The sequence below is a fragment of the Natrarchaeobaculum aegyptiacum genome (assembly GCF_002156705.1).
Classification (GTDB): domain Archaea; phylum Halobacteriota; class Halobacteria; order Halobacteriales; family Natrialbaceae; genus Natrarchaeobaculum; species Natrarchaeobaculum aegyptiacum.
Map to the genome: position 1 here is coordinate 2790947 of NZ_CP019893.1, position 21989 is coordinate 2812935.

At 64.6% G+C, this 21989-nt stretch carries 23 protein-coding genes; 10 read left to right on the forward strand and 13 right to left on the reverse strand.

What is annotated here, in order from left to right:
- Positions 1–22: 22 nt before the first annotated feature.
- The 3 genes from B1756_RS13620 (at position 23) to B1756_RS13630 (ending at position 2553) form a co-directional block, all read left to right on the forward strand.
- Positions 23–1252 carry a mechanosensitive ion channel family protein gene (locus B1756_RS13620; RefSeq protein ID WP_086890193.1) on the forward strand — a complete coding sequence of 410 codons (1230 nt, stop codon included), beginning with the start codon at positions 23–25 and terminating at the stop codon, positions 1250–1252.
- A 46-nt stretch (positions 1253–1298) separates the two neighbouring features.
- A complete protein-coding gene (locus tag B1756_RS13625) occupies positions 1299–1877 on the forward strand; it encodes a HemK2/MTQ2 family protein methyltransferase (RefSeq protein ID WP_086889041.1) in 579 nt (192 codons plus the stop codon).
- Positions 1878–2016: 139 nt separating this feature from the next.
- Positions 2017–2553, forward strand: coding sequence for a hypothetical protein (locus B1756_RS13630; RefSeq protein WP_086889042.1), 537 nt, complete (start codon positions 2017–2019; stop codon positions 2551–2553).
- A gap of 212 nt (positions 2554–2765) precedes the next feature.
- On the opposite strand, the gene B1756_RS13635 is transcribed toward B1756_RS13630, so the two are convergent.
- A complete protein-coding gene (locus B1756_RS13635) occupies positions 2766–3185 on the reverse strand; it encodes a hypothetical protein (protein ID WP_086889043.1) in 420 nt (139 codons plus the stop codon).
- A 201-nt stretch (positions 3186–3386) separates the two neighbouring features.
- On the opposite strand from B1756_RS13635, the gene B1756_RS13640 reads away from it, so the two are divergent.
- From B1756_RS13640 to B1756_RS13650, 3 genes are all read left to right on the forward strand, one after another.
- Positions 3387–4388, forward strand: coding sequence for a 5-methyltetrahydropteroyltriglutamate--homocysteine methyltransferase (locus tag B1756_RS13640; protein WP_086889044.1), 1002 nt, complete (start codon positions 3387–3389; stop codon positions 4386–4388).
- The gene (locus B1756_RS13645; protein WP_086889045.1) at positions 4385–5458 is read left to right on the forward strand and encodes a methionine synthase; all 1074 of its coding nucleotides are present in this window, start codon (positions 4385–4387) and stop codon (positions 5456–5458) included. The genes B1756_RS13640 and B1756_RS13645 overlap by 4 nt, the downstream gene beginning before the upstream one ends.
- A 97-nt stretch (positions 5459–5555) precedes the next feature.
- Positions 5556–6692: a Gfo/Idh/MocA family protein gene (locus B1756_RS13650; RefSeq protein WP_086889046.1), complete on the forward strand. Its 1137-nt coding sequence runs from the start codon at positions 5556–5558 to the stop codon at positions 6690–6692.
- An 11-nt stretch (positions 6693–6703) separates the two neighbouring features.
- On the opposite strand, the gene B1756_RS13655 is transcribed toward B1756_RS13650, so the two are convergent.
- From B1756_RS13655 to B1756_RS13665, 3 genes are all read right to left on the reverse strand, one after another.
- The gene (locus B1756_RS13655; protein ID WP_086889047.1) at positions 6704–6976 is read right to left on the reverse strand and encodes a hypothetical protein; all 273 of its coding nucleotides are present in this window, start codon (positions 6974–6976) and stop codon (positions 6704–6706) included.
- Positions 6977–7243: 267 nt separating this feature from the next.
- Positions 7244–7516: a DdfA family disk-determining factor gene (locus B1756_RS13660; RefSeq protein ID WP_228434374.1), complete on the reverse strand. Its 273-nt coding sequence runs from the start codon at positions 7514–7516 to the stop codon at positions 7244–7246.
- 113 nt (positions 7517–7629) lie between these two features.
- Entirely contained in the window at positions 7630–8115 is a 486-nt protein-coding gene (locus B1756_RS13665; RefSeq protein WP_086889048.1) for an Lrp/AsnC family transcriptional regulator, read from the reverse strand.
- Positions 8116–8400: 285 nt separating this feature from the next.
- Here B1756_RS13665 and B1756_RS13670 point away from each other — a divergent pair, with 285 nt between their 5' ends.
- On the forward strand, positions 8401–8691 hold the full coding sequence (locus B1756_RS13670; RefSeq protein ID WP_086890195.1) for a DUF5779 family protein: 291 nt from the start codon (positions 8401–8403) through the stop codon (positions 8689–8691).
- Between the two features lie 43 nt (positions 8692–8734).
- Here B1756_RS13670 and B1756_RS13675 read toward each other — a convergent pair whose 3' ends face one another.
- Positions 8735–9232, reverse strand: coding sequence for a YciE/YciF ferroxidase family protein (locus B1756_RS13675; RefSeq protein ID WP_086889049.1), 498 nt, complete (start codon positions 9230–9232; stop codon positions 8735–8737).
- A gap of 101 nt (positions 9233–9333) precedes the next feature.
- Positions 9334–10020 carry a VOC family protein gene (locus tag B1756_RS13680; RefSeq protein WP_086889050.1) on the reverse strand — a complete coding sequence of 229 codons (687 nt, stop codon included), beginning with the start codon at positions 10018–10020 and terminating at the stop codon, positions 9334–9336.
- A 133-nt stretch (positions 10021–10153) separates the two neighbouring features.
- Between B1756_RS13680 and B1756_RS13685 the strand changes: the two genes are divergently transcribed.
- Together B1756_RS13685 and B1756_RS13690 are read left to right on the forward strand one after the other, a co-directional pair.
- Complete coding sequence (locus tag B1756_RS13685) at positions 10154–10837, forward strand: hypothetical protein (protein ID WP_086889051.1); 684 nt, start codon at positions 10154–10156, stop codon at positions 10835–10837.
- A gap of 97 nt (positions 10838–10934) precedes the next feature.
- On the forward strand, positions 10935–11366 hold the full coding sequence (locus B1756_RS13690; protein ID WP_086889052.1) for a JAB/MPN domain protein-containing protein: 432 nt from the start codon (positions 10935–10937) through the stop codon (positions 11364–11366).
- Positions 11367–11653: 287 nt separating this feature from the next.
- Here B1756_RS13690 and B1756_RS13695 read toward each other — a convergent pair whose 3' ends face one another.
- Complete coding sequence (locus B1756_RS13695; RefSeq protein WP_086889053.1) at positions 11654–11863, reverse strand: ribbon-helix-helix domain-containing protein; 210 nt, start codon at positions 11861–11863, stop codon at positions 11654–11656.
- Between the two features lie 92 nt (positions 11864–11955).
- Here B1756_RS13695 and B1756_RS13700 point away from each other — a divergent pair, with 92 nt between their 5' ends.
- Positions 11956–12285, forward strand: a complete 330-nt coding sequence (locus B1756_RS13700; protein WP_086889054.1) for a DUF5789 family protein — start codon at positions 11956–11958, stop codon at positions 12283–12285.
- Positions 12286–12308: 23 nt separating this feature from the next.
- Here B1756_RS13700 and aglJ read toward each other — a convergent pair whose 3' ends face one another.
- From aglJ to B1756_RS13730, 6 genes are all read right to left on the reverse strand, one after another.
- Entirely contained in the window at positions 12309–13322 is a 1014-nt protein-coding gene (gene aglJ / locus B1756_RS13705) for an S-layer glycoprotein N-glycosyltransferase AglJ (protein WP_086889055.1), read from the reverse strand.
- A 104-nt stretch (positions 13323–13426) separates the two neighbouring features.
- Positions 13427–14722, reverse strand: a complete 1296-nt coding sequence (gene aglM, locus B1756_RS13710; protein WP_086889056.1) for a UDP-glucose 6-dehydrogenase AglM — start codon at positions 14720–14722, stop codon at positions 13427–13429.
- Positions 14723–15035: 313 nt separating this feature from the next.
- A complete protein-coding gene (gene gdhB, locus B1756_RS13715) occupies positions 15036–16358 on the reverse strand; it encodes a glutamate dehydrogenase GdhB (RefSeq protein ID WP_086889057.1) in 1323 nt (440 codons plus the stop codon).
- A gap of 112 nt (positions 16359–16470) precedes the next feature.
- Positions 16471–19938 (reverse strand): PAS domain S-box protein, encoded by a 3468-nt coding sequence (locus B1756_RS13720; protein ID WP_086889058.1) that lies wholly within the window; start codon positions 19936–19938, stop codon positions 16471–16473.
- 175 nt (positions 19939–20113) lie between these two features.
- The gene (locus B1756_RS13725) at positions 20114–21433 is read right to left on the reverse strand and encodes an RNA-guided endonuclease InsQ/TnpB family protein (RefSeq protein WP_086889059.1); all 1320 of its coding nucleotides are present in this window, start codon (positions 21431–21433) and stop codon (positions 20114–20116) included.
- 256 nt (positions 21434–21689) lie between these two features.
- On the reverse strand, positions 21690–21896 hold the full coding sequence (locus B1756_RS13730) for a DUF2196 domain-containing protein (protein WP_086889060.1): 207 nt from the start codon (positions 21894–21896) through the stop codon (positions 21690–21692).
- Positions 21897–21989 lie beyond the last annotated feature (93 nt).

Sequence of the window (21989 nt, forward strand, 5' to 3'; positions counted from 1 at the left end):
TGCCCCGGGAACAGTGATCGACGTGACCGGGATTCTCGCGGGACTGGACTGGCTCTCGACGGTCGTCGAGACGACCGAGTTGCGCCTCCTCGTGACTGTCGGGGCTGTCGGTCTGTTGCTCGCTGCACTCCTTGGCCATCGCCGCCTGAACGCGTGGGTCGGCGGTCGAACGCGACCGGTGTACGGCGACATCGTTGCAGTAACGACGCTCGTCGGTTCGTGCATCGTCGCCTTTGCCGTCGCTGTCGGCGTCTGGGGACTGACCGAGACGATCTATAGTGTCTACGCCGACGACCTCGAGCTCGGCGAGGACGTCGTCGCCCGCGCTGTGGTCTCGTTCGTCCTCGTGATCACCACCGTCATTTTTACGCGGCTTCTCTGGCGGCTCTTCGAGGAACTGCTGGGGTCGGCGTCGGCCGTGACCGACCACCAGCGCGAGATCACGCGCCGGATGACTCAGGTCGTCGTCTGGTCGCTTTCGCTCGTCGTCATCCTCGGCATCTGGGTCGACGACCTCGGCGGCCTGCTGGTCGGGGCCGGCTTCCTCGGGATCGTCCTCGGGATGGCTGCCAGACAGACTCTCGGGACGATCCTCGCCGGCTTCGTCCTCATGTTCTCCCGTCCGTTCGAGATCGGCGACTGGATCGAACTCGAGGGAAACCAGGGCGTCGTCACCGACATCTCGATCGTCAACACGCGCATCCAGACGTTCGACGGCGAGTACGTCGTGATCCCCAACGACGTGATCTCCTCGAGCATGGTGACCAACCGGTCGAAACGGGGCCGACTCCGCGTCGAGATCGACGTCGGCGTCGACTACGAGACCGACCTCGAGCGTGCCTCGGAACTGGCCGAAGCCGTCGTCGCTGACCTCGAGTACGCGATCTCCGGACCGTCACCACAGGTGGTCACCAGGGCGTTCGGCGAGTCGGCGGTGATCCTCGGGGTACGATTCTGGATCGACAACCCGAGCGCGAGACGCCGCTGGGAGGCCCGGACGGCAGCGATCAACGCGATCAAACGCGAGTTCGAAGCGGCCGGAATCACGATCCCGTTCCCCCAGCAGGAACTCTCGAGTCGAGACGGGACGGGTGTCTCACTGGCTGGCGGCGATACCGCTACTGATAGGGGCCCCGGGGACCAACGGTACGACGATTCGCGGGGGCGACGAGTCAATCGACGCGAGGAGGTCGGCTCCGACTCCAGTTTCGAGTCCGAGTACGGTCCGTCGCCATCGACCGACGACTCGTAACCTCGCCCTCGCCACCCGATATACGCGCGCTACGCAGACTACCACGATGAAACTCAGTGACCGACGCGACATCGAGACCGACGTCTACCAGCCAGCCGAAGACTCGCGATTGCTCGCCGACGCCGTCTGCGACCGTCTCGAGGCCGACACGGACGACCTCGTCCTCGAGGTCGGCACCGGGTCCGGGTACGTCGCAGGGAGAATCGCCGACGAGACCCCGGCGCGCGTGATCGCCTCGGACTTGAATCCACACGCCGTCCGACAGGCGCGAGGCGACGGCGTCGAGACGGTCCGGGCCGATCTCGTTTCGCCGTTCGCCGACGACGCCTTCGCCGCCGTCGCGTTCAATCCGCCGTACCTGCCGACCGATCCCGAAAACGAGTGGGACGACTGGATGGAACGCGCTCTCTCGGGTGGTGAAGACGGCCGAGCAGTCATCGACCCGTTTCTCGAGGCCGTTCCACGGGTGCTCGCTCCGGACGGAGCCGTCTACCTGCTCGTGAGCAGCCTCACCGGGGTCGACGAGGTGGTCGAACGCGCGGGCGAAGCTGGGTTCAGCGCTGGCGCGGTCGCCGACCACTCGTTCCCGTTCGAGACGCTGACCGTCCTCGAGCTATTCCGGTAAGCGACCGTTCGGCGGTAGTGTCCGGGTTTTGCCCGAGTGCGGGAAACGAATTCGGCGAGGACGCCACGTCGTTCCGGTCTGCCACACAGTTGCATGGGTAGGGAACAGGGGGTAATCCATCTGTGGCGACCCTCCACGTATGAAATTGGCACACGTCACACTCCTCGAGGACTTCGGGAACCGTTCCGTGTTGATCCACGGCGTCATGGTGGTCGCGTTCGTGAATGCGGTCATGGCGGGACTGTTCATCAGCGGCCAGCTGGGAATCGTCTCGTTCGTCGCATTGCTCAACTTCACCGCTGGTCTGTGGGTGGCACACACGATCCACTCGCTTGGCAACTCGATCAGCGACGACGGATACACCGGCGTGATCAACGAACTGTTCGCCACCGACGCTCTTTCCGGCGATGGGATCGACACTGGCCGGTTCGGGCGATTGCTCACGCTCGTCGCAGCGGTGACTGCAATCTCGTTGCTTACCTCCGCACAGGTGCTCACCGGATCGATCTTCTCCGTTGCAGTCGTAGCCATCGGTGCAATCGCGGTGGTGACGGCAATCGTCGGATTCCTCATCGCTCTCGGAAGCAGCTACGACGACGCCGAACGACGGCGAGTTGCGAGCGTCGATCCGTACGACCCGGGTGACGACGATCCGGACGTGGCGACCGAGACCTGAACGCGAGTCGAGACTCGAGTTCGGCTCCCGGTCGTCGGCTACTGAACGCTCAGGTGTCGAGCTATAGTAGCCACTGCACGTCAGTGCACACCTGCTCGCCAGACGAATCGGTGATCAGTGTGTGAATCGGTGCAGTTGTTACTATAGCCACGTGTGATCGTGAGAGGTGGGCGTCGAGTGGTGCGTTCGAAACGGTTGTCGGGGCGATTTGCTCACTGTTCACCTGATTCGTCGGCCGCCTCAGCCTCGTCGCGCGAGAGGCGGGTTCGGATCGCGAGCACGACGAGCACCGCTCCGATGATGCGCACTGCGGTAACGAACCCGTCGCGCCACTCGACAGTCTCTGGGTCTTCGTAGGCAAGTTCAGTGCCGAAGGCGAGGTACTGCCGGGGAAAGGCGGCGACGATCGCACCGACGGCACCCACCAGCGTCATCAACCCCGAGTAGGGCCGTCCGCCGACGAGACTCACCAGTGCGTACCCGACGCCCTCCGCTCGCATCGCGGGGACGATCCACGGTTTCGCCGACGCCTCCTCGGGCTCTTCGAGCGCGACGGACTCGAAGGCCTCGAGGATCGGTTCGGGAGCCAGTGCGATCGCCAGTCCGAGTGGACCGAAGAGGAGTCGTGACATACGTCAACGTATCAGCTCGAGTGACCTAACGGTGTCGCAAATTCTCACACGTTCGTGAACAGTTTTCACTCACCGCTGGCAGTCGATCCACGACGGTCGTAATCGACTGCCGGTAGCGCATTGCCGGTCCGTGCGAATTACTCTCGGGCATTTCACGGGATGGAAAATATTAAGCGTCGGTATAGCCTAGCCGGGCGTACGATGACTGAGTACGTTTCGACCACACCCGGGTGTTTCCCGCTCCCGGACTGGGCGAAAGACGACCTCTCGGACCTCAAGGGCCACCAGAAACACGACCTCATCAGCGGCGACGAGGGCGAGGAGATCACGGGCGTCTACGACGAGGCGCGCGCCGAAGTGATCGACTCCCAGCTCGAGGCTGGCCTCGACCGCGTCGTCGAGGGACAGCTCCGCTGGGACGACATGATCGCGCACCCGCTCGCGGTCCACGACGCCGTCGAGACTCGCGGGATCGTCCGCTACTACGACAACAACAACTTCTACCGCGAGCCCGTCGTTCAGGGCGACCTCGAGGCCTCCGGCGACGTCGCAGGCGAACTCGAGTCGGCAGCCGAGCAGGTCGAGGCGGGACTGCAGGCCGTCCTCCCCGGTCCGTACTCGCTGGCCGACCTCGCGACCGACGAACACTACGGTGACGAGGCGGAGTTCCTCGCGGCCATCGCCGACTTCCTCGCGGGCGAGGTCGAGGCGTTCCCCGGTGTCGAGACGCTGTTCCTGCTCGAGCCGTCGCTCGTCGAGTCGTCGCCGGAAGACGGCCTCGACGAACGCGCGAGCGAGGCTATCGACGCTGTCGCGAGCGCGACCGACGCTGACGTGGTCGTCCAGCCCTACTGGGGCGCACTCGAGGAGAAGGTGTACGCCCATCTGCTCGACGCCGACGTCGACGCCGTCGGCTTCGACTTCGTCGCCGAACAGGACCAGAACCTGTACAACGCACAGGAGTACGGCGCTCCCGACCAGATTTCACTCGGGCTCGCCGACGGCCAGAACACGCTGGTCGAGGACCCCGAGGCGATCCGGGACCGCGTCGACTGGGTGACAGAGAAGCTCCCCGCCGCGGAGTTCGAGACCGTCTACCTGACGACGAACACGGAGACGTTCTACCTGCCCTACGCCAAACACGAGGAGAAACTCGCCGCCCTTGCAGAGGCCGCGGAACTCGCAGAGGTGAAAGTCGCATGAGCGAAAACGAGAACCGAGACCAGTTCCGACCCGAGGACCACGAGAACGACAACTTCATCCTGACGACCGTCGTCGGGAGCTACCCCAAGCCCAAGTGGCTGAACCGCGCGAAGGAACTCTACGAAGACCCCGACCACGGCTTCGACGAGGACGACTATCAAGAAGCTACAGACGACGCGTCCCGTCTGATCACGCAAGAACACGAGCGTGCAGGACTGGACGTCGTCGTCGACGGCGAGATGCGCCGGAACGAGATGGTCGAGTTCTTCGCCCACCGCATCGAGGGCTACGAGTTCAACGGCCCCGTCAAGGTCTGGGGACACAACTACTTCGACAAGCCCTCCGTAGTGTCGGAAGTCGAGTACGACGAGAACTGGCTCGTCGACGAGTACGAATTCACCGCCGCGGCGACCGACCGTCCCGTCAAGGTCCCGATCACCGGCCCCTACACGCTCGCCAGCTGGTCGTTCAACGAGGCCTACGAGGACGACGCGGAACTCGCCTACGCGCTCGCCGACCTCGTCAACGAAGAGATCGAGAAACTCGTCGACGCTGGCGCCCGCTACATCCAGATCGACGAACCCGCGCTCGCGACCACGCCCGACGACCACGCCATCGTCGGCGAGTGTCTCGAGCACATCGTCGACGACATCCCCGAAGACGTCCGCATCGGCCTGCACGTCTGTTACGGCGATTACTCCCGCATCTACCCCGAAATACTGGAGTTCCCCGTCGACGAGTTCGACCTCGAACTCGCCAACGGCGACTACGATCAGCTCGACGTGTTCAAAGACCCCGAGTTCACCGCGGACCTCGCGCTCGGCGTCACCGACGTCCACGTCGCCGAGGTCGAATCGGTCGAACAGATCGAGCGCAACATCCAGAAGGGTCTCGAGGTCGTCCCGCCAGAACAACTCGTTGTCTCCCCTGACTGCGGCGTGAAGCTGCTTCCGCGTGAGGTCGCCTACGGCAAGATGGCGAACATGGTCGAGGCCGCCCGCAACGTCGAGGCGAAACTCGACGCCGGCGAGATCGACGTCGAGCGCGCGAGCGCGCCCGCCGACGACTGATACCGACGCCGTTTCTATCTCGTTTTCGAACTGCGCCACCCCAACGCGGGCACCGCCAGCGCCAACGACTAACTGCGTCCCCGTGGACCGTCCGTCCATGACACTCGAGGTGGGCGTACTCGGCTATCGGTTCATGGGACGAGCGCACGCGAACGCCTTCGCGCGGCTCCCGATGTTCTTCCCGGACGTACCCGAGGTCGAACCCTCGGTGCTGATCGGCCGGGACGAGACGGCACTCGAGGAGGCGGCGGATCGATTCGGATTCCAGTCGACGGCGACCGACTGGCAGTCGGTGATCGACGAGGTCGACGTCTTCTACAACCTCGGGCCGAACCACCTCCACGCCGACCCCTCGATCGCCGCCCTCGAGGCCGGCACACCCGTCTTCTGTGAAAAACCGCTCGCGCCGACGCTCGAGGCGGCCGAGGAGATGGCCGAGGCGGCGGAGGCGGCCGCCGACGACGTGCCCGCTGGCTGTGCCTTCAACTACCGGTTCGTGCCGGCGATCCAGTACGCGAAGGCGCTGCTCGAGGCCGGCGAACTGGGGGAGATCCACCACGTTCGCGGCCGGTACCTCCAGGACTGGCTCGTCGATCCCGAAGCCCCGTGGTCGTGGCGCACCGATGCGAAACTGGCCGGCTCGGGGGCGCTCGGCGACCTCGGTTCGCACACGGTCGACCTCTGCCGATACCTCGTCGGCTCGCCGGACCTCGCCGGTGAGATCGACCGCGTCAGTGGTCATCTGCAGACGTTCGTCGAGGAACGACCAGTCGAAAACGGAAACGGCGACGATCCCGAAACCCGCACTGTCACCGTCGACGACGCCTATTCGGCCCAGCTCGAGTTTGCAAACGGCGCGATGGGAACCGTCGAAGCCTCCCGCTTCGCGACTGGGCACAAGAACGATCACACGATCGAGGTCCACGGCTCGGCGGGTAGTCTGCGCTTCTCCCTCGAGCGGCTGAACGAACTCGAGGTGCTCCGTGATGGGGGCCGGGGCTACGAGACGGTGCTCGTCACCGACGAGGACGATCCCTACGTCGACCACTGGTGGCCACCGGGGCACGTGCTGGGCTGGGAACACACCTTCGTCCACGAAAACTACGAGTTCCTCCGGGCCGTCGCTGACGGCGACTCGTTCCACCCGAACTTCGGAGACGGGCTCGCGGCCCAGCGGGTGCTCGCGGCGATCGAGGAGAGCGACGAGCGCGGCGAGTGGGTGTCGGTCGACTGACCCGGATCCCCTCAGTTCGGTCCCGAGTCCGGTTTCGACTCCGACTCGACCCTCGTGAGGGTGTGTATTTCGTCGTATCGAAACCCCCTCCCGTCGGCTCCTTCACCGTCAAGTTCGAGGTGACCCGGTTCGACCGCGGTGACCTCGGCCGTCAGCTCGGGGTCGTCGGAACCAGTCCGCTCGAGTTCCGTCACTCGTACCAGATCGCCGACCTCGACGTGTTCTCGGACGAGTCGAGACGCCTGCTGCTGGTCGGCATCTGTCGGAATCGTCAGTTCGGTCATCGTCCGAAGTGAGAACAGCGACCGGGGTAAGCGGTCACGCGTCAGGTGACGGGTGCTTTTCACTGGCTCGCCGGCCGCGATAGTCGACGGCGCTTTGCCAGCCGGCGGCGCGAACGACGACGCGGGCACATCGAACGAACGCTCGCTCGAGCGCTCTCAGCCGGGACGGGGTTCCACAAGCGGTTCGAACGGCCGGCTGTACCGACGTCTCGGTCAAACTGTGCGACGGTTCGTGGTTAGGCCGTCACCGGCCGACGGCAGCCCGTCTCACTCGAGTTCCTCGACGTCGACCGTCCCGTCCGCGTCGACGGTGACCTGCAGGTCGTCGTAGACGAACGTGACGGATCCGGACCGGGGGCCGCGCCGGGTCGGGGCGAAGAGCGTTTCGAGAGCGTCGGTGTCGATCACGTCGTGGAGGGGTGGCTCGAGGGCGACTGGATCCACATTTTTGTGGGTGGCGACGGCCTCGACGACGGTCGCCGTGACCGATTTCGGCGGTGCGTCGGGGTCCGTCGGGGAGGACCGTGTCATGGTGTCCATCTACCGGTCGTAGCGAGGGAAGACGCATAAACGACCGGGAACGTTCAGTTGCGAAACACCAGATAATAACTCTCTACGTGGCTGGCGTCCAGCAGGTCAGGCGGCGAGTCACGTCACGGGTCGTCGCCCGAGCCGGTGGCGGTATTCCTGTCGAAGTGCTCGCACGGACTCGAGAACTCCCGCCTGAGCATGCGCGACCGCTCGATCTCGAGTCCGAACGAGTCGAGTCGACCGGTGGCCGTCTCGAGGCCCCTGACCGTCGTACAGACCAGTTCGACGTGGAGGTTCTGAGTCCCCGTCAGCAGTTCGCGGACGGTCACGACGCCGTCGACTTCGATGGCTTTCTCGGCGAGTGCCTGTCGGTCTGCGATCGGTGCGGTACAGACGAGCAGCACGTGGTGGGGAACGCCCGCGCGCTCGTAGTCGATCTGTGGCTGGTAGTCCTCGAGTATGCCGTCGTCCCGGAGCCGCTGTAACCGGTTGCTCACGGTGCTCGAGGAGACGCCGATCCGGTCGGCAAGGTCCTCGTGTGTGAGGTCTGCCGGCATTTCCTTCTGGAGGACGAAGAGGAGGTGTTGATCGGTCTCGTCGAGGTGCATGGATACCTGTCTGTGTTCGGGAAGTTGATTCTCCCCCCAAATTTATTCAATATGTGATATATTATTGACGCTTACGGTGTGTCCGGAACAGTCCCCTCTGTGTCACCTGCTCTCCGGACCTCGAGTGAGCGACCATCGCTTTCCAACGATCGACCGCCGGTTCGTCCGGGCGCGGTGATCGTTCAGGGCGGAGACGATGTCGTCTGTCCACCACAGGTACTGCGAATCGACGGACCGAGTTCGACGAAGGGAACGTTTTTGCCGCCCCGCTTCGACGGGGGCCACATGAGCGATTTCGACCTCGACCTGCGGACGGCCGAGGAACACATCGAGGAAGACCTCGAGATCGAGGGGAGCATCGTTCTCGACGTCCTCGACGGCACGACGGCCGACGACGAGTGGCTCGAGACCCTCTCGAACGGGAACGTCCTCGTCCTTTGCGTCGAAGGCGAGGTGAACGAACTGGCCTCCGGGTTCGCTCGTGACGTCAGAGAAGCCGGCGGCAATCTCGTACACTTCCGCGGTTTTCTCGTCGTCACGCCGCCGGGCGTCGACGTGAACACCGATCGATTGTAGTCCCGACTCCGGCCGAAAACGCGAGTGCGGGCAGGTCACCTCCTCAGCTCGAGGCCTCGAGTTCGCCGTAGTCGAACGCCTCACCCCTCTCAGAGAGGGTCTCGAGTTCGTCTTGCTCCTCACGAAGCGTCTCCTCGAGGGTGTCTGCGGCGTCGTCCATCCCTAGCTGGTCGGCCATCGGGATCAGGTTCCCGTAAGTGGCAATCTCGTAGTGTTCTGCTTTCTGTCCTGCGGCGATGTTGAACCGCTCGATCGCCTCGTCGCTGGGGTCCTGATCCATGAACTCCTCGTGGGCCTCGATCATTCCCTCGATAACGGGGTCCTCTGTGGCCTCGGCCTCGGCGTCGAGATGTTCGAACACCTGCTCGATGCGGTCGACGTGCGTCTGGGTCTCTTCGCGGTGTTCGGCGAACCCGCTCGTAAGCTCCTCGCTCGAGGACGTTTGCTCGAGCTCTTCGAGGGCGTCGAGGAGCCGCTGTTCGGTGTAATAGGCGTGGCTCAGGCCGGATACGAAGAGGTCTTCGGTGGTGTCGATAGGCATGGGCGATCCACCTGGTCGGACAGCGGTGTCGTCGAAAAGTCGCTGGCTTGCGAGAGGCAGGCGTCTCGAGCGACGGCGAGAGCGAGTCGCTACCGATCGATTCAAATCCTGAACGTCAGGACGTGCCCGTCCGGATCTCTGACGACGACCTGTTCGTCGTCGACCCGATCAACCTGGCTGACGTCGTCGCTCACCGCCTCGAGGGCTGCGGTCGGTTCGCTGGTCTCGAACCCGAGGTCGACGTGAACGCCGCCGCGAGCGTCCGCGATACCGAGGTGGGGTTCCCAGAGTTCCAGCGCCATCGGCCCGTTCATCCGGACTCGCGTGCGGTCGTCGCCGGCGTCGACCGTCTCGAACCCGAGTGCCGCGTAAAACGCCTCCGACCGGTCGAGGTCCTCGACCTCGAGGACGACCTCGAAGATTCCGTCGATTCCCGGTCCCGCGACGTCCTGCTGGCCGAGTTCGACGCAGTTTCCGTCCGGGTCGTAGAGGTACAGCGACCTCGCGGGCCCGAACTGGGCCTCCTCGAGCTCGTAGCCCTGATCCTCGAGTCGGTCCCACCACTCGTCGTATTCGGCCCCGGGGATCGAGAAGGCGTAGTGGGTGTGGAGCCCGCCGCGCGGTACGTCAGTCGGTCGACGCAGGACGAGGTCGGTCTCGCCGGCCCCGAAGACGAGTTCGGCGTCTCGATCCGCGATCGGCGACAGTTCGAGCGTCTCCTCGTAGAACGAGCGGGCACGGTCGAGGTACTTGACCTCGAGTGCGAGCCAGGCGAGGCGGCTGAGCATACCCTTGCGTACACCCGACGGGGCCAAAGAACCGTCGCTGGAACTCGAACGGCGGACTCGGGATCGAGGTCCACGCGTGATAGCCAGCATACGTGGGAGGGACGTTTATGCGGCTCACGGAGGTACTACCGCTATGACCCTTCGCGTCGACGAGCGTGCGACCGATTTCGAGGAGATCGACCGGTACGATCACGGCGTCGGCTGGATCGCCCATCCCGGCGAGCGCATGGAGCGGGCGAGCCACGCCATCGTCGTCGATGGCGACGTATGGGTGATCGATCCCGTCGACGCCGACGGTCTCGACGACCTCTTTGCCGAGTTCGGCGAGGTCGCTGGCGTCGTCGTCCTCCTCGACCGACACACGCGAGATGCAGCCGCGATCGCGAACCGTCACGACGTGGCGGTCTCCCTCCCCCGGCACTTTACCGGCGTGACGAGTGACCTCGGCGCTCGCGTCGTCCGATTCGAAGACGAACTCGCCGAGACTGGAATTCAGGCCCACACCGTGGTCGACAACCGGTTCTGGCAGGAGGTGGCGCTCTACGACAGTCGAGACGGGACGCTGGTCGTCCCGGAGTCCGTCGGGACGGCCGCGTACTTTCGTGCTGACGACGAGGAACTCGGTGTCCACCCGATGCGACGGGCCGTTCCGCCGCGGCGCCGACTCGGTCGATTCGCCCCCAGACGCGTGCTCGTCGGGCACGGCGAGGGCGTCACCGAGGACGCGACCGCGGCCCTGCAGGACGCACTCTCGGGGGCTCGTCGACGCGCACCACGGGTGTACGCGCAGGCGGCTCGAGCCTTCCTCCCGTTTTGACCCGCCCGAATTGCCGATTCGACGCCGATCTTGCCCCTCCTCGAGGGGGATACTCGCAAGTGATACAGCTAACTCCCGTGAGCCCCTACAAGTCCACGTGGTCTACATCACGCGGGCGCTCGTCGAGGTACTCTGTAATCTCGCGAGCGACGCCGAACCGAACCAGGTGACGACCGGCGTGTCGGTCTCACCCGCGCGGTACCTCGAGGGGGCGTGGGACCTCCCGCCGGAGACGCCGGTCTTTACGGACTTTTACTTCCCGACCGACCGGAACTCTGTCAACGCGGTTTTCGGCGTCGACCTGGCGACGCCGGCGCGGTCGGCAGAGGGCCGCTTCGTCTCTCATCCGACGGGCGAGCTTCAGGTGACGAAACGGGACGACCTCTCCCAGGTGATCTTCGTCGCGGTCCCGCCGTGGACTTCCGACGGGGCGTCGTTCGCGGCGTTCGATCGGTTCGGCTCGCGACGCGAGCTCGAGATCGTCGACGCGGCACCGCCGGAGCTGTCGCCGTCGGGTGACGATGGCTGATGAGTGCGCCGGAGACCGGGAACACTCGAGGAGCGACGGCGGGGAAAAAACGGCGAGGTCGATCAGTTTCCTGACGGCGTCGGGAAGCCGCCGTCGATGATCCGGTCGACGATCCCGCGGCTCGGTCGCTCGTCCTGTTCCTCGTCGTCTCGAGTCGGGAAGTTCGGGACGTGTGGCACGCGGATCGACCTCCGGTCGCCGCTCGGAACTCGCGGTTGAAAACGGCTGGGGCGACGAGTGCCGGCGTTCGAGCTCGGTCCCGTTCGACGCCCGTCACAGTCGCTCGATCACTCGAGGTAGCCGAGACTGCGCAACTGGTCTGTGATCTCCTCGAACTCGGCTTCGGTGAGTTCGCCGCGTTTCTGGTGCTGGATGACGATGCTGCGCAGGAGAAAGCGTACCAGGTCGCTCGTACTCTGGAAGCTCGTCCCTTCGATGGTCTCGTCGACGCGCTCGGCGAGTTCCTTCGGGATGGAGACCGTCGTGTACTCGGTCATACCGGATGGTCCGTCGCCAGCGCCTAATGCGTACCGACGCGGGGCCGACGGCCTTCGTAGCGATTTTGCCGGATGAGCCAGAATCGGGTGCCATGGGAGTTCGGCCACCCTCGAACGGAGACGACGACGAACCGAAGAGCGTCGAGTTCGGCATCGCAGCCGTCGACGCCCGCCTCCGGGACTCGGATCTCTCGTTTCCGGCGACGAGAGACGACGTCGCGGCGGAGCTCGGCCACGAACGCATCCCCTACGACGTCCACGGCAACGACGTGGCGTTAGGCGAAATGCTCGACGAAGTCGACGCCCGCGAGTTTCGCTCCCGGCAGGAACTGCTCAACGAACTTCACGAACCGTTCGAGACCTACCGTCAGGAGCACTCCGGTGGCGTCTTTCAGCAGGTTCGATCGATGCTTCCGTTCTAGCGGCTATACGGGTTCTTTTCCGATCAGTCGTCGTCGTTGCCCTGCCGTGCCTCCCGGGTAATCTGCTCGAGCCGCCGACGCTGTTCCCGGTGGAGGGTGACGAGCATGTCCGAGAGGACGCCGAACATCAACAACTGGACCCCGAGCAGGATCGCCGCCGCGGAGACGAGCGCGAGGATCTCGTGGCCAGCACCGTACTGGATCCACCGCCACAGCACGTAACTCGCGATCACTCCACCGGCGAGGATGCCAGCGACGCCGAGGCTCCCGAAGTAAAACAGCGGGTTGTTGGTCTTGGCGAGCGAGTAGAGCGCGAGGATGATCGTGCCGCCGTCTTTGATCGGGTGGAGGTTGGTCTCTGATTCCTCCGGGCGAGCGCTGTAACTGACCGGGACGACCGTCGTGTCGACGCCGTGTTTGACGCACTCGACGGCGAGTTCGGTCTCGATCGTGAAGCCATCTGAGTCGAGTGCGAGTCGCTCGAACGACTCGACGGTAAAGGCCCGGTAGCCAGAGAGAATGTCGTCGTAATCGGCGCCGTGGATGAACCGGAACGCCCGGTTGATCATTCGGTTGCCAAAGCCGTTCAGCGCCTTCATCGCGTCGTCGTCCATGTCGGCAAAGCGGTTGCCGATGACGTGTTCGTAGCCGTGGGCCAGCGGCTCGAGCATCGTCTCGGCATCTTCGGGGTCGTAGGTCCCGTCGCCGTCGAGCATCAACACGTACGGGACGTCGACGTACCGCATCGCCTCTCTGACGGCCTGTCCCTTCCCGTCGCCGGACTGGACGAACACTTCGGCCCCACGGTCGCGGGCAATCTCTCTGGTGTCGTCCTCGGAACCGCCGTCGACGACGAGGACGTTCGTGTATCCCTCGTCGTGAAAGCCGTCGATCACGTCCCCGATCGTGGCCGCCTCCTCGAGCGTCGGGATGAGGATACAGACGTCCTCGGCCGAAATATCGCGCGTCTCGTCGGTCATCGCGACGACCCTGCCGTCGTCGCATCGTCGATCCGCGCGGACCGCGTCGTTCTCCATCGAGAAAGAATACCCGGCTACGAGCGCAAAAGGCTACTGGTTAGCCGGTCTTGCGGTTCCGTCCCTGTTCCTGTACACGTGACTGTTTCCGCACCCGCGCCCAGTCACCAGGTTAGCCCCTCGTAGACCTCGAGTGCGTCGGGATCGACGTCGATCCGGCGGCCGTCGACGACGACCTGCCGAGCCATCCCCTCGAACGAGAGGTCGTCGAACTCGGACCAGCCGGTCGCGACGACGGCTCCGTCGGCGTCTGCGAGAGCGTCTTTAGCCGAGTCGGCGTACTCGATCTCGAGATCCGGGTACGTCTCCCGGACGTTGTCGATCGCCACGGGATCGTAAGCGACCGGCGTCGCGCCGCCGTCGAGCAGGTGGTCGATCACGTCGAGCGCTCGGGACTTCCGGATGTCGTCGGTACCCGGTTTGAACGAGAGGCCGAGGACGGCAACCCGGGCACCCTCGAGGGCGACGTGGTCGGCGAGCAGATCGACGAGCCGACGCGGCTGGTCGTCGTTGACAGACACGACGGCGTCGAGCAGTTCGGGGTCGTAGCCCTGCTTGCGGGCACCCGCCCGGAGCGCGTCGACGTCTTTGGGGAAACAGGAGCCACCCCAGCCGAGTCCCGAGCGCATGAACTGTTCGGAGATCCGGTCGTCGAGCCCGACGGCCTCGAGCACCTCGTAGGCGTCCGCGCCGTACTCCCTGGCGACGTTGCCGAGTTCGTTCACCAGCGACACCTTCGCCGCGAGGAAGGCGTTGTTGGCGTACTTGATGAGTTCGGCCTCGCGAACGTCGGTCTCGACGAGGGCGGTTTCCTCGCGTTCGAGGATGGGGCCGTAGAGGTCACGGAGCGTCCCAGCAGCCTCGTCGCTCGTCGCCCCGATCACGACCTTGTCCGGCTCGAGGAAGTCCGAGACGGCAGTCCCCATCCGCAGGAACTCGGGATTCATCGCCAGCTCGAGGCCCTCCCCAACTGCACGACCGGACGCGGACTCGAGGATCGGGCCGACGACCTCCTCCGTCGTTCCGGGGAGGACGGTGCTCTTGACGACGACGAGGTGGTCGTCGTCTCTTTCGGCAAGGGCTTCGCCGAGTGACTGCGTCCCGGCGCGCATGGCGTCCAGCTCGAGGCTGCCGTCCTCGGCGCTGGGGGTAGGGAGACAGAGGAACGTGAGGTCGGTGTCGCAGACGGCGTCGTAGTCGGTCGTCGCCCGGAGCCGGCCACCGGCGTGGTCGGCAATCCGCTCGGGGAGGCCGGGTTCGTGGATGGGTGCCTCGCCGGCGTTTACCGTGTCGACGATCTCGGGATCGATCTCGACGTTGACCACTTCGTGGCCGAGATCCGCGAGACAGGCCGCGATCGTCGTCCCGACGTAGCCGCTCCCGACGATAGAGACGTGCATACCGCTCGAGACGAACGGCGGGGATTTGTCGGTTGTGGGTTTCGCTGGTCGCGTGGCTCCACTCACGCATCGACTCGCAGTCGCTCGCACCCACTGGACGACCGTACCGTCGCTCGAGCACAACACGTTTCCCCCGCGCTCTCGAGCACTCGTGTATGTCCGCGAGTGACTCATCGTCGGCCGACGACGAGTCCGAGACGACAGCCGAGCACGAGGGTCCGTACGACCGGTACGTCGACCGGGTACTCGACCTGCTCAGTTTCTTTTGACCGTCGCCGTCGGACTCGTTCCGTCGCGTCCCCCATCCCTCGCGTCAGGGCCACAGCCCCCGCGAGTCGTGGGCCTCGGCGATGCGGGAGAGTGCGACCGCGTACGCGCCGTCACGCCAGGTCACGTCTCGATCCTCGACTTCCTCCCGAAGCGCGTTCCAGGCCGTCACCATCTCGGTCTCGAGTTCCTCGTGAACGCGCTCCAGGCTCCACTTGCGGCGACTGATGTCCTGAAGCCACTCGAAGTAACTGACGGTGACGCCACCGGCGTTGGCGAGGATGTCCGGCAGGACCTCGATGCCGCGCTCTTCGAGGATTGCGTCGGCGGCGAACGTGACCGGACCGTTCGCACCCTCGACGACGAGGTCGGCCCTGATCGCGTCGGCGTTGTCCGCCGTGATGACGTTCCCGACGGCCGCCGGAACGAGAACGTCCACGTCGAGTTCCAGCAACTCGTCGTTCGAGATGCGGTTTAGCTCCGGGTGCTCCTCGGCGAAGGCGGTGACGGCCTCCGGTTCTTCGTCGTGGGCCGGAATGTCGTCGACCGGGAGGCCGTCCGGGTCGTAGACACCACCGTTGACGTCGCTCGTGGCCACGACCGTCGCACCCCACTCGTCGAGTCGTCGGGCGGCGTTGGCCCCGACGCTCCCGAAGCCCTGGACCGCGACTGTCGTGTCTTCGAGTGGCCGGTCGTAGTACTGGCAGGTTTCGCGGGTCACGATGGCGACGCTCCGTCCTGGTGCGCCCTCGCGGCCGTAGGAGCCGCCGACGACCGGCGGTTTGCCGGTGACGACACCCGGGATGGTCTCGCCTTCCTGCATGCTGTAGGCGTCCATGATCCAGGCCATCGCCTGCGAGTCGGTGCCCATGTCCGGGGCAGGAATGTCCTTCGTCGGGCCAATTACCTCCCTGATCTCCTGTGTGAACCGGCGTGTAAGTCGTTCTCTCTCGTCTTCACTCAGGTCCTTCGGGTCGACGACGATCCCTCCTTTCGCGCCGCCGAAGGGGAGGTCCATCACGGCACACTTCCAGGTCATCCACATCGCGAGACCGACGCACTCGTCCCGGTCGACCCCGGGGTGAAACCGGAGTCCACCCTTGTACGGGCCACGGACGCTGTCGTGCTGGGCGCGATACCCCGTGAAAACGTCCACCGAGCCGTCGTCACGCTCGAGCGGAACGGTCACCTCCGTCACCGTCGCCGGGTGTGCGAGGCGGTCGCGAAATCGCGGTTCGACGTCGAGCAACGCGGCCGCCCGGTCGAGTTGGCGGCGGGCCGTCTCGAGGGCGGTTTCGGGTTCAACGCTCCCGTCCGGAGTCCCACGTGACGCGCCGCTTTCCTCGGGTGTCGAGTCTGATGGTTCCATCGTATCTAGCACGACGGTTGGCAGGCTAAAACCAGTTCGGCCGGCCGACCTCGCCGTGGGCCGCGTGCAGTGGCTCACTCGTGTGCTCGCGTCGGCGGCAGCGTGCAGTGGCTCACTCGGCCGAGGGCGTGACCTGTCGAAGTTCGATCTGGAAGACGCTTCCCGCCGGTTCGTTGTCGTGGACGGACACCGTCCCGTCGTACTGGGAGACGATCGTGTCGACCAGATAGAGTCCGATTCCGGTCCCGGGGCTCGCGAGTCCCTTTTCCTCTTTTCCGAAGATGGCTTCCTTCCGACTGTCGGGAATCCCCGGTCCGTTGTCGGCGATGGTGACCGTCACCGTCGACCCCGATTCCCGATCGGATCCCCCCTCGTCGTCACCGAACGACCCGGTCGTCGACACGGAGACCTCAACTTCCGGTTCCGCGCTGTCGTTGTGCTCGACGGCGTTGACCAGCACGTTGTCGAATACCGACTCGAGCATCCCATCGGCCGCCACGACGACGTCGGGGACCGCTTCGAGGCTGATCGACGCCTCGGGGTACTTCGAACGCAGGGAGTCGACCGACGATTCGAGGACGGGAGCCAGCGGGACCGCGTCGGTCTCGTCGGTTCCCTCGAGGAGCGTCTCCGTCAGTTCCCGGGCGGTCTTCGTCAATTCGATAGCTTCGTCGATCGCGCTCACCGCCTCCTCGAGATGGGGTTCGGCGGACTCGTCGACGTGGCCCTCGAGCATCTCGGCGCGACCGCGGGCGACCTGCATGTCGTTGCGAACGTCGTGACGGACCACCTGGTTGAGCAACTCGAGGGTGTCACGCTGGCGTTTCACGTCGGTCACGTTTCGTGAGTACCCGAGGACGGCCTTTTCGGTCGTCCCGGCGATCTCGAAGGGGATCTTCGTCGTCTCGAGAACGTGTGTGACGCCCTCGACGTCGGTGAACTCCTCTTCGACGTGGATCCGTTCCCCGGAGTCGATCACCCGTCGGTCGTCCGCCCGGAACTGCGCTGCCTCCGCGGGGGAAGGCAGGAGTTCCTCGTCGGTCTTGCCCTCGACCTGGTCACGCGGCTGCCCGTAGAGTTCGCTGACCGTCTGGTTCGCGAGGACGTACTCGCCGCTGCGTCGCTTCGCGTAGATCATCTCGGGCACGAGGTCGATCACCTGCCGGAGTTGCGTCCGCGCGCGGTCGAGTTCCCGCTCGCGGTCTTTTCGCTCGGTCACGTCTCGAGTCGTGACGAGGATTCCCGCGACCGCGTCGTCCTCGCGGCAGTTTCTGACGTTCGACTCGACCCAGCGCCAGTCGGACTCACAGTTCCGACACCGGAACCGGTATTCGACGGTGTCGGTGGCGTCGGGCTCGTCGAGGATTCCCTCGAGCGTCGATTCGACCTGGCTGACGTCCTCCGGATGGACGTGCTCGAAGAGCGATGCGCCGACGAGGTCGTCGACCTCGCACCCGAGCACTCGCTGGGTCCCCGGGCTGGCGTACTCGACGATCTCACCGTCGAGGACGGTGATCGCGTCGGTCACGTTCTCGACGAAGGCCTTCCGCCGCTCGAGCTCGCGCTCTCGCTGCCGACGCTCGGTGACGTCCCGGGCGAGCGCGATGAACTGCGCCGTGCCCTCGTACTCGATCTTGCTTACCCACACCTCGACGGGGAACGTCGACCCGTCTGCCCGACGGTGTTTCCCGTCGAGTTTGAGGACCGAATCGAGCGGCGCGTCGGTCCAGAGCGATTCGAGGTCGTCGGGGTCGATTCCGACCTCGAACTCCTCGACGGTCATCGACTCGAGAGTCTCCCGATCGTAGCCGAGACTCTCCCGGAGCGTCCGGTTCGTCTCGAGGACGTTCCCCTCGCGGTCGTGGACCACGACCGCGTCCGGCGACCGGTCGAAGAGAAAGCGGAGCCGTTCGGTGGTCGCTGCAAGCTCTGCTTTCGCCTGCTCGCGTTCGGTAACGTCCTGGACGATTCCGTCGACGTAGAGGTCGTCTTCGTCGTCGACGCGCTGGATCGCCGTGACCGAACCGAAGAAAGCGTCACCCGCCAGCGTCTCGAGTTCGACGATCGCGTTCTCGACTCGTCCCTGCGCGGCCAGGTCCTCGACGATCGCCTCCCAGCGCCCGGGATCGCGACACAGCTCCCCGAGTTCGCGCTCGCAGATCGTCGCGGTCGAATCGGCGTCGAACATCTCGACCACTGCGGGGTTGACCTCCCGGAACCGACCGCTCTCGGCGGTGATTCGGAACACGCCGACCGGGACGTTGTCGACGATCTCCTCGTAGCGCTCCAGCCGCCGCTCGTACCGCCGACGGTCGAGTTCGTGACCGATCCAGCGAGCGAGGGCCTGAACGGTCGATCGCTGGGCCTCGAGCACCAGTTCGTCCCGCGACTCCGGGCCCGCGAAACAGACCGTGCCGGTGACCGTTCCGCCGACGACGATTCGTGCGCCGATGTAACAGCGATAGCCGAACCGATTGGTTGCCGGGTCTCCGGCCCACGTCTCGTCGGTCTCGGTGTCGTCGACGACGATCGGCTCGTCTCGTTCGATCGTCCGCCGGCAGAACGTCTCCTCGAGCGGGTCGACCTGTCCCTCTTCGAGCGACGGATCGCCCGTCGCGGCGACGATCTCCTGTGTACCCGCCTCCTCGTCGATTTCGGTCACGTATCCGACGGGAAACTCGAGGTGCTCGGTCCCGATCTCGAGCAGTCGCTCGAGCTTTTCGCGGGTGGACCGGGTCGCGTCGCTCATCGACTCGTGTAGCGCAGAGAGCGTGTCCGCCGAACGCTCGAGCTGGTCTTCGACCCGTCGGCGGTCGGTAACGTCTCGCTGGATGGCGACGAACCCCTCGATCTCGCCGTCGTCGCTGCTACCGCCAGCCTCGCTGTCGACGATCGGCGCGACGAGCTGGTGTGCGTGGTACAGCGTCCCGTCACGGCGGGCGTTGACGATCTCTTCTTCCCACATCTCCCCCTCGAGGATCGCGTTCCACATTCGCTCGTAGTACGCCCGACCCTGTTCGCCCGACTTGAGGATCCGCGGCGTTCGACCGATCGCCTCGGCAGCCGAATAGCCCGTCAACTCCTCGAACGCCGGATTCACGTACTCGATAGTTCCCTCCCGGTCGGTCACGACGACCGCGTCGGCCGCGTGCTCGAGTGCTCGCTGGGACCGCTCGAGAGCCCGCACCCGGCGACGGGTTCCTGAAGCCGTGACCGCTCGCTCGAGTCGGTGAGCGAGTCGGTCACCGGGCTCGAGGTCCGAAAGCCGGAGGCAGTCGGTCGCCCCCGCGCCGAACGCCATCTCGAGCGTCGGTTCGTCGAAGGACTCGGCGACGATCACCACCGGAACGGAGCGCGTTCGTTCCTCGACCCCCTCGAGGAATCCATCGACAGCGTCGACGCCCTCGCGGGAACAGACGACACAGTCGTACGACGCCGTCTCGAGGATCTCGAGTGCACGCCCAGCAGTATCGGCCGTCGAGACGACGAACGAACCGGCCGTCGCTGGTTCCTCGAGCGCGTCGGTGACAGCCCCGCGGGCCCGTCCATCAGCGACGACGAGTGCGTCGATGGAACTCATTCACGGTACACGTCTTTGCCTTTCGATATATGAGACTGTCGGTGAACTACCCCATTCGCTCACCGCTGACGCGGTTCGCTCCTTGAGGGTAGCGTGAGACCGGAGGTCTCACGGACCATGCGAACGGGCGCTTCGCGCCCGTGAACAGATGGGGCTTCCTGTTTCCACGACGTTGTCAGACTACGTCTGACAGCCCGTGAGATGTAATCTCACGAACGCGCTTTGCAGATACGGACGTATCCACAGGGAGCGCAGTCTCCACAGGCGTTCGAAAATCGCTGCGCGATTTTCGTAGCCCATCAGAACCGACAGGTTCTGAGGACGTTGCTTCGGAGTGACCCACTCCTACTTCTTCGAGACCGCGAGAAAGGATGTTCCACGCCGTCGCAAAATCGCACGCGATTTTGCTGCCCGTCAGACGTAGTCTGACGACCGCATTCGCGTCCCTGTCCGCCTCGAACGCGCACGAAGGACACGAGTGTTCACGAACCCACAGCGGTTTGTCCGTCTTGACACCGCAGGACGCACACTCCTTCGTCGTATCTTTCGGATCAACCGCGACGAAGTGCGTTCCTTCGTGCCCGCACTTGTATTCGAGCATCCGGAGGAACGTCCCCCACGCCGCGCCTGCTCGGTTCCGTGAGTTACCGGGGAGTTCGACCAGCCCCTTCGCGTCCAAATCCTCAACGGCCACCAAGTCGTACTCGGTGGCGTAGTAGTTCGACAACTTGTGAAGGAAGTCGCGCCGCTTTCGCTTGAGATCGGCGTGTCGCTCGGCCACAACTCGGCACTGTTCCTCCCAATTCGCAGAGCCGTGTTCCTTCCGTGAGAGATCGCGCTGGGCGCGTTCGAGGCGTTCGCGCTCGGCGCTGAAGTCAGGACTCTCGATGGCGTACCCATCGGTGTCGTGGGCGTACTTGAGAATCCCCACGTCGATACCAACCACCTTCTCGGGCGTCTCTGGTTTTTCAGGTGTGTTTTCCCCAACGTCGATGCCGAACGTGGCGTACCACTCGCCCGTGGGTTCCTGCTTGACCGTGACCTGTTTGATGGTCGCACTCTCGGGGATGTCTCGGTGGAGGTGGATCGGGATTTCACCGATCTTGCTCAACCACAGGACAGGCCGACCACTCGTATTCTTGAGTTTGAAGCCGGACTGATTGTAGGTGAACGAACGGTACTCTCGGGGCGGCTTCCACTTGAGCATCCCCACGGCGCGTCCGTTCTCCTTCTGCGCTTTGAGCGTGGAGAGGTTGTCGTAGACGCGCTTGACGACCATCTGGAGAACTTTCGAGTGAACGTCCCCGAGGTCGTCCCACCACGATTTGAGGTCGGGGAGCTGCCCCTGCACCTCGTAGCGGGTGGGAATGTCGTCTGCGTCGTTGAGTTTGTAGAGGACGTGGTTGGAGAGTTGCCTACAGGTATCGACATGGTGCAGAAGCGTCTCGGTGAGGACTTCCGGTGGGTCGAGTCGATACCTGTAGTTGTACTGCATCTATGACTCTCGTTCTTCGATAAGTTCGTCCAATTTCTCTTGAACGAACGAGGAGAGATTCAGGTGGTTCTGCTGAATCCACTCCCTACTGCGCTACTCAGTCGCTTCGCTCCCTGCGTTGCTCCTTGAGGAAGGGGACTTAGCGCCTAATTCCAGTTAAAATCGCTCGGCGGAAATCAGCGACTCTCGTGTCACCACACAGCGCCTGTATTGTGGATACCCCTGACACGATATCGAAACGGTTTCTCGACTCCCGTTATCGGTCGGTGACGATCGACTGGACGTGTCCGACGACGCCAGATTTGCGTTCGACTCGCGGACCGTCTGGATCGTCTTCGTACACCGTCGCGACTTCGCCGACGAGAGGCTCCTGATCCGTCGATTCAACGTCCTGATCTCCCTGAACGATCTCTACGGTGACTCCCTGTCGGAGTTCTTCGGCGGTTGGACGGTCGATTGACATCGGTCGATCTCCACGCTGTACGGCGAAAGTGTCCGTGCCTGCAAACGCGCACGACCGTGGGGATGACCGTGACACCGTCCGATCGCCCTCGAA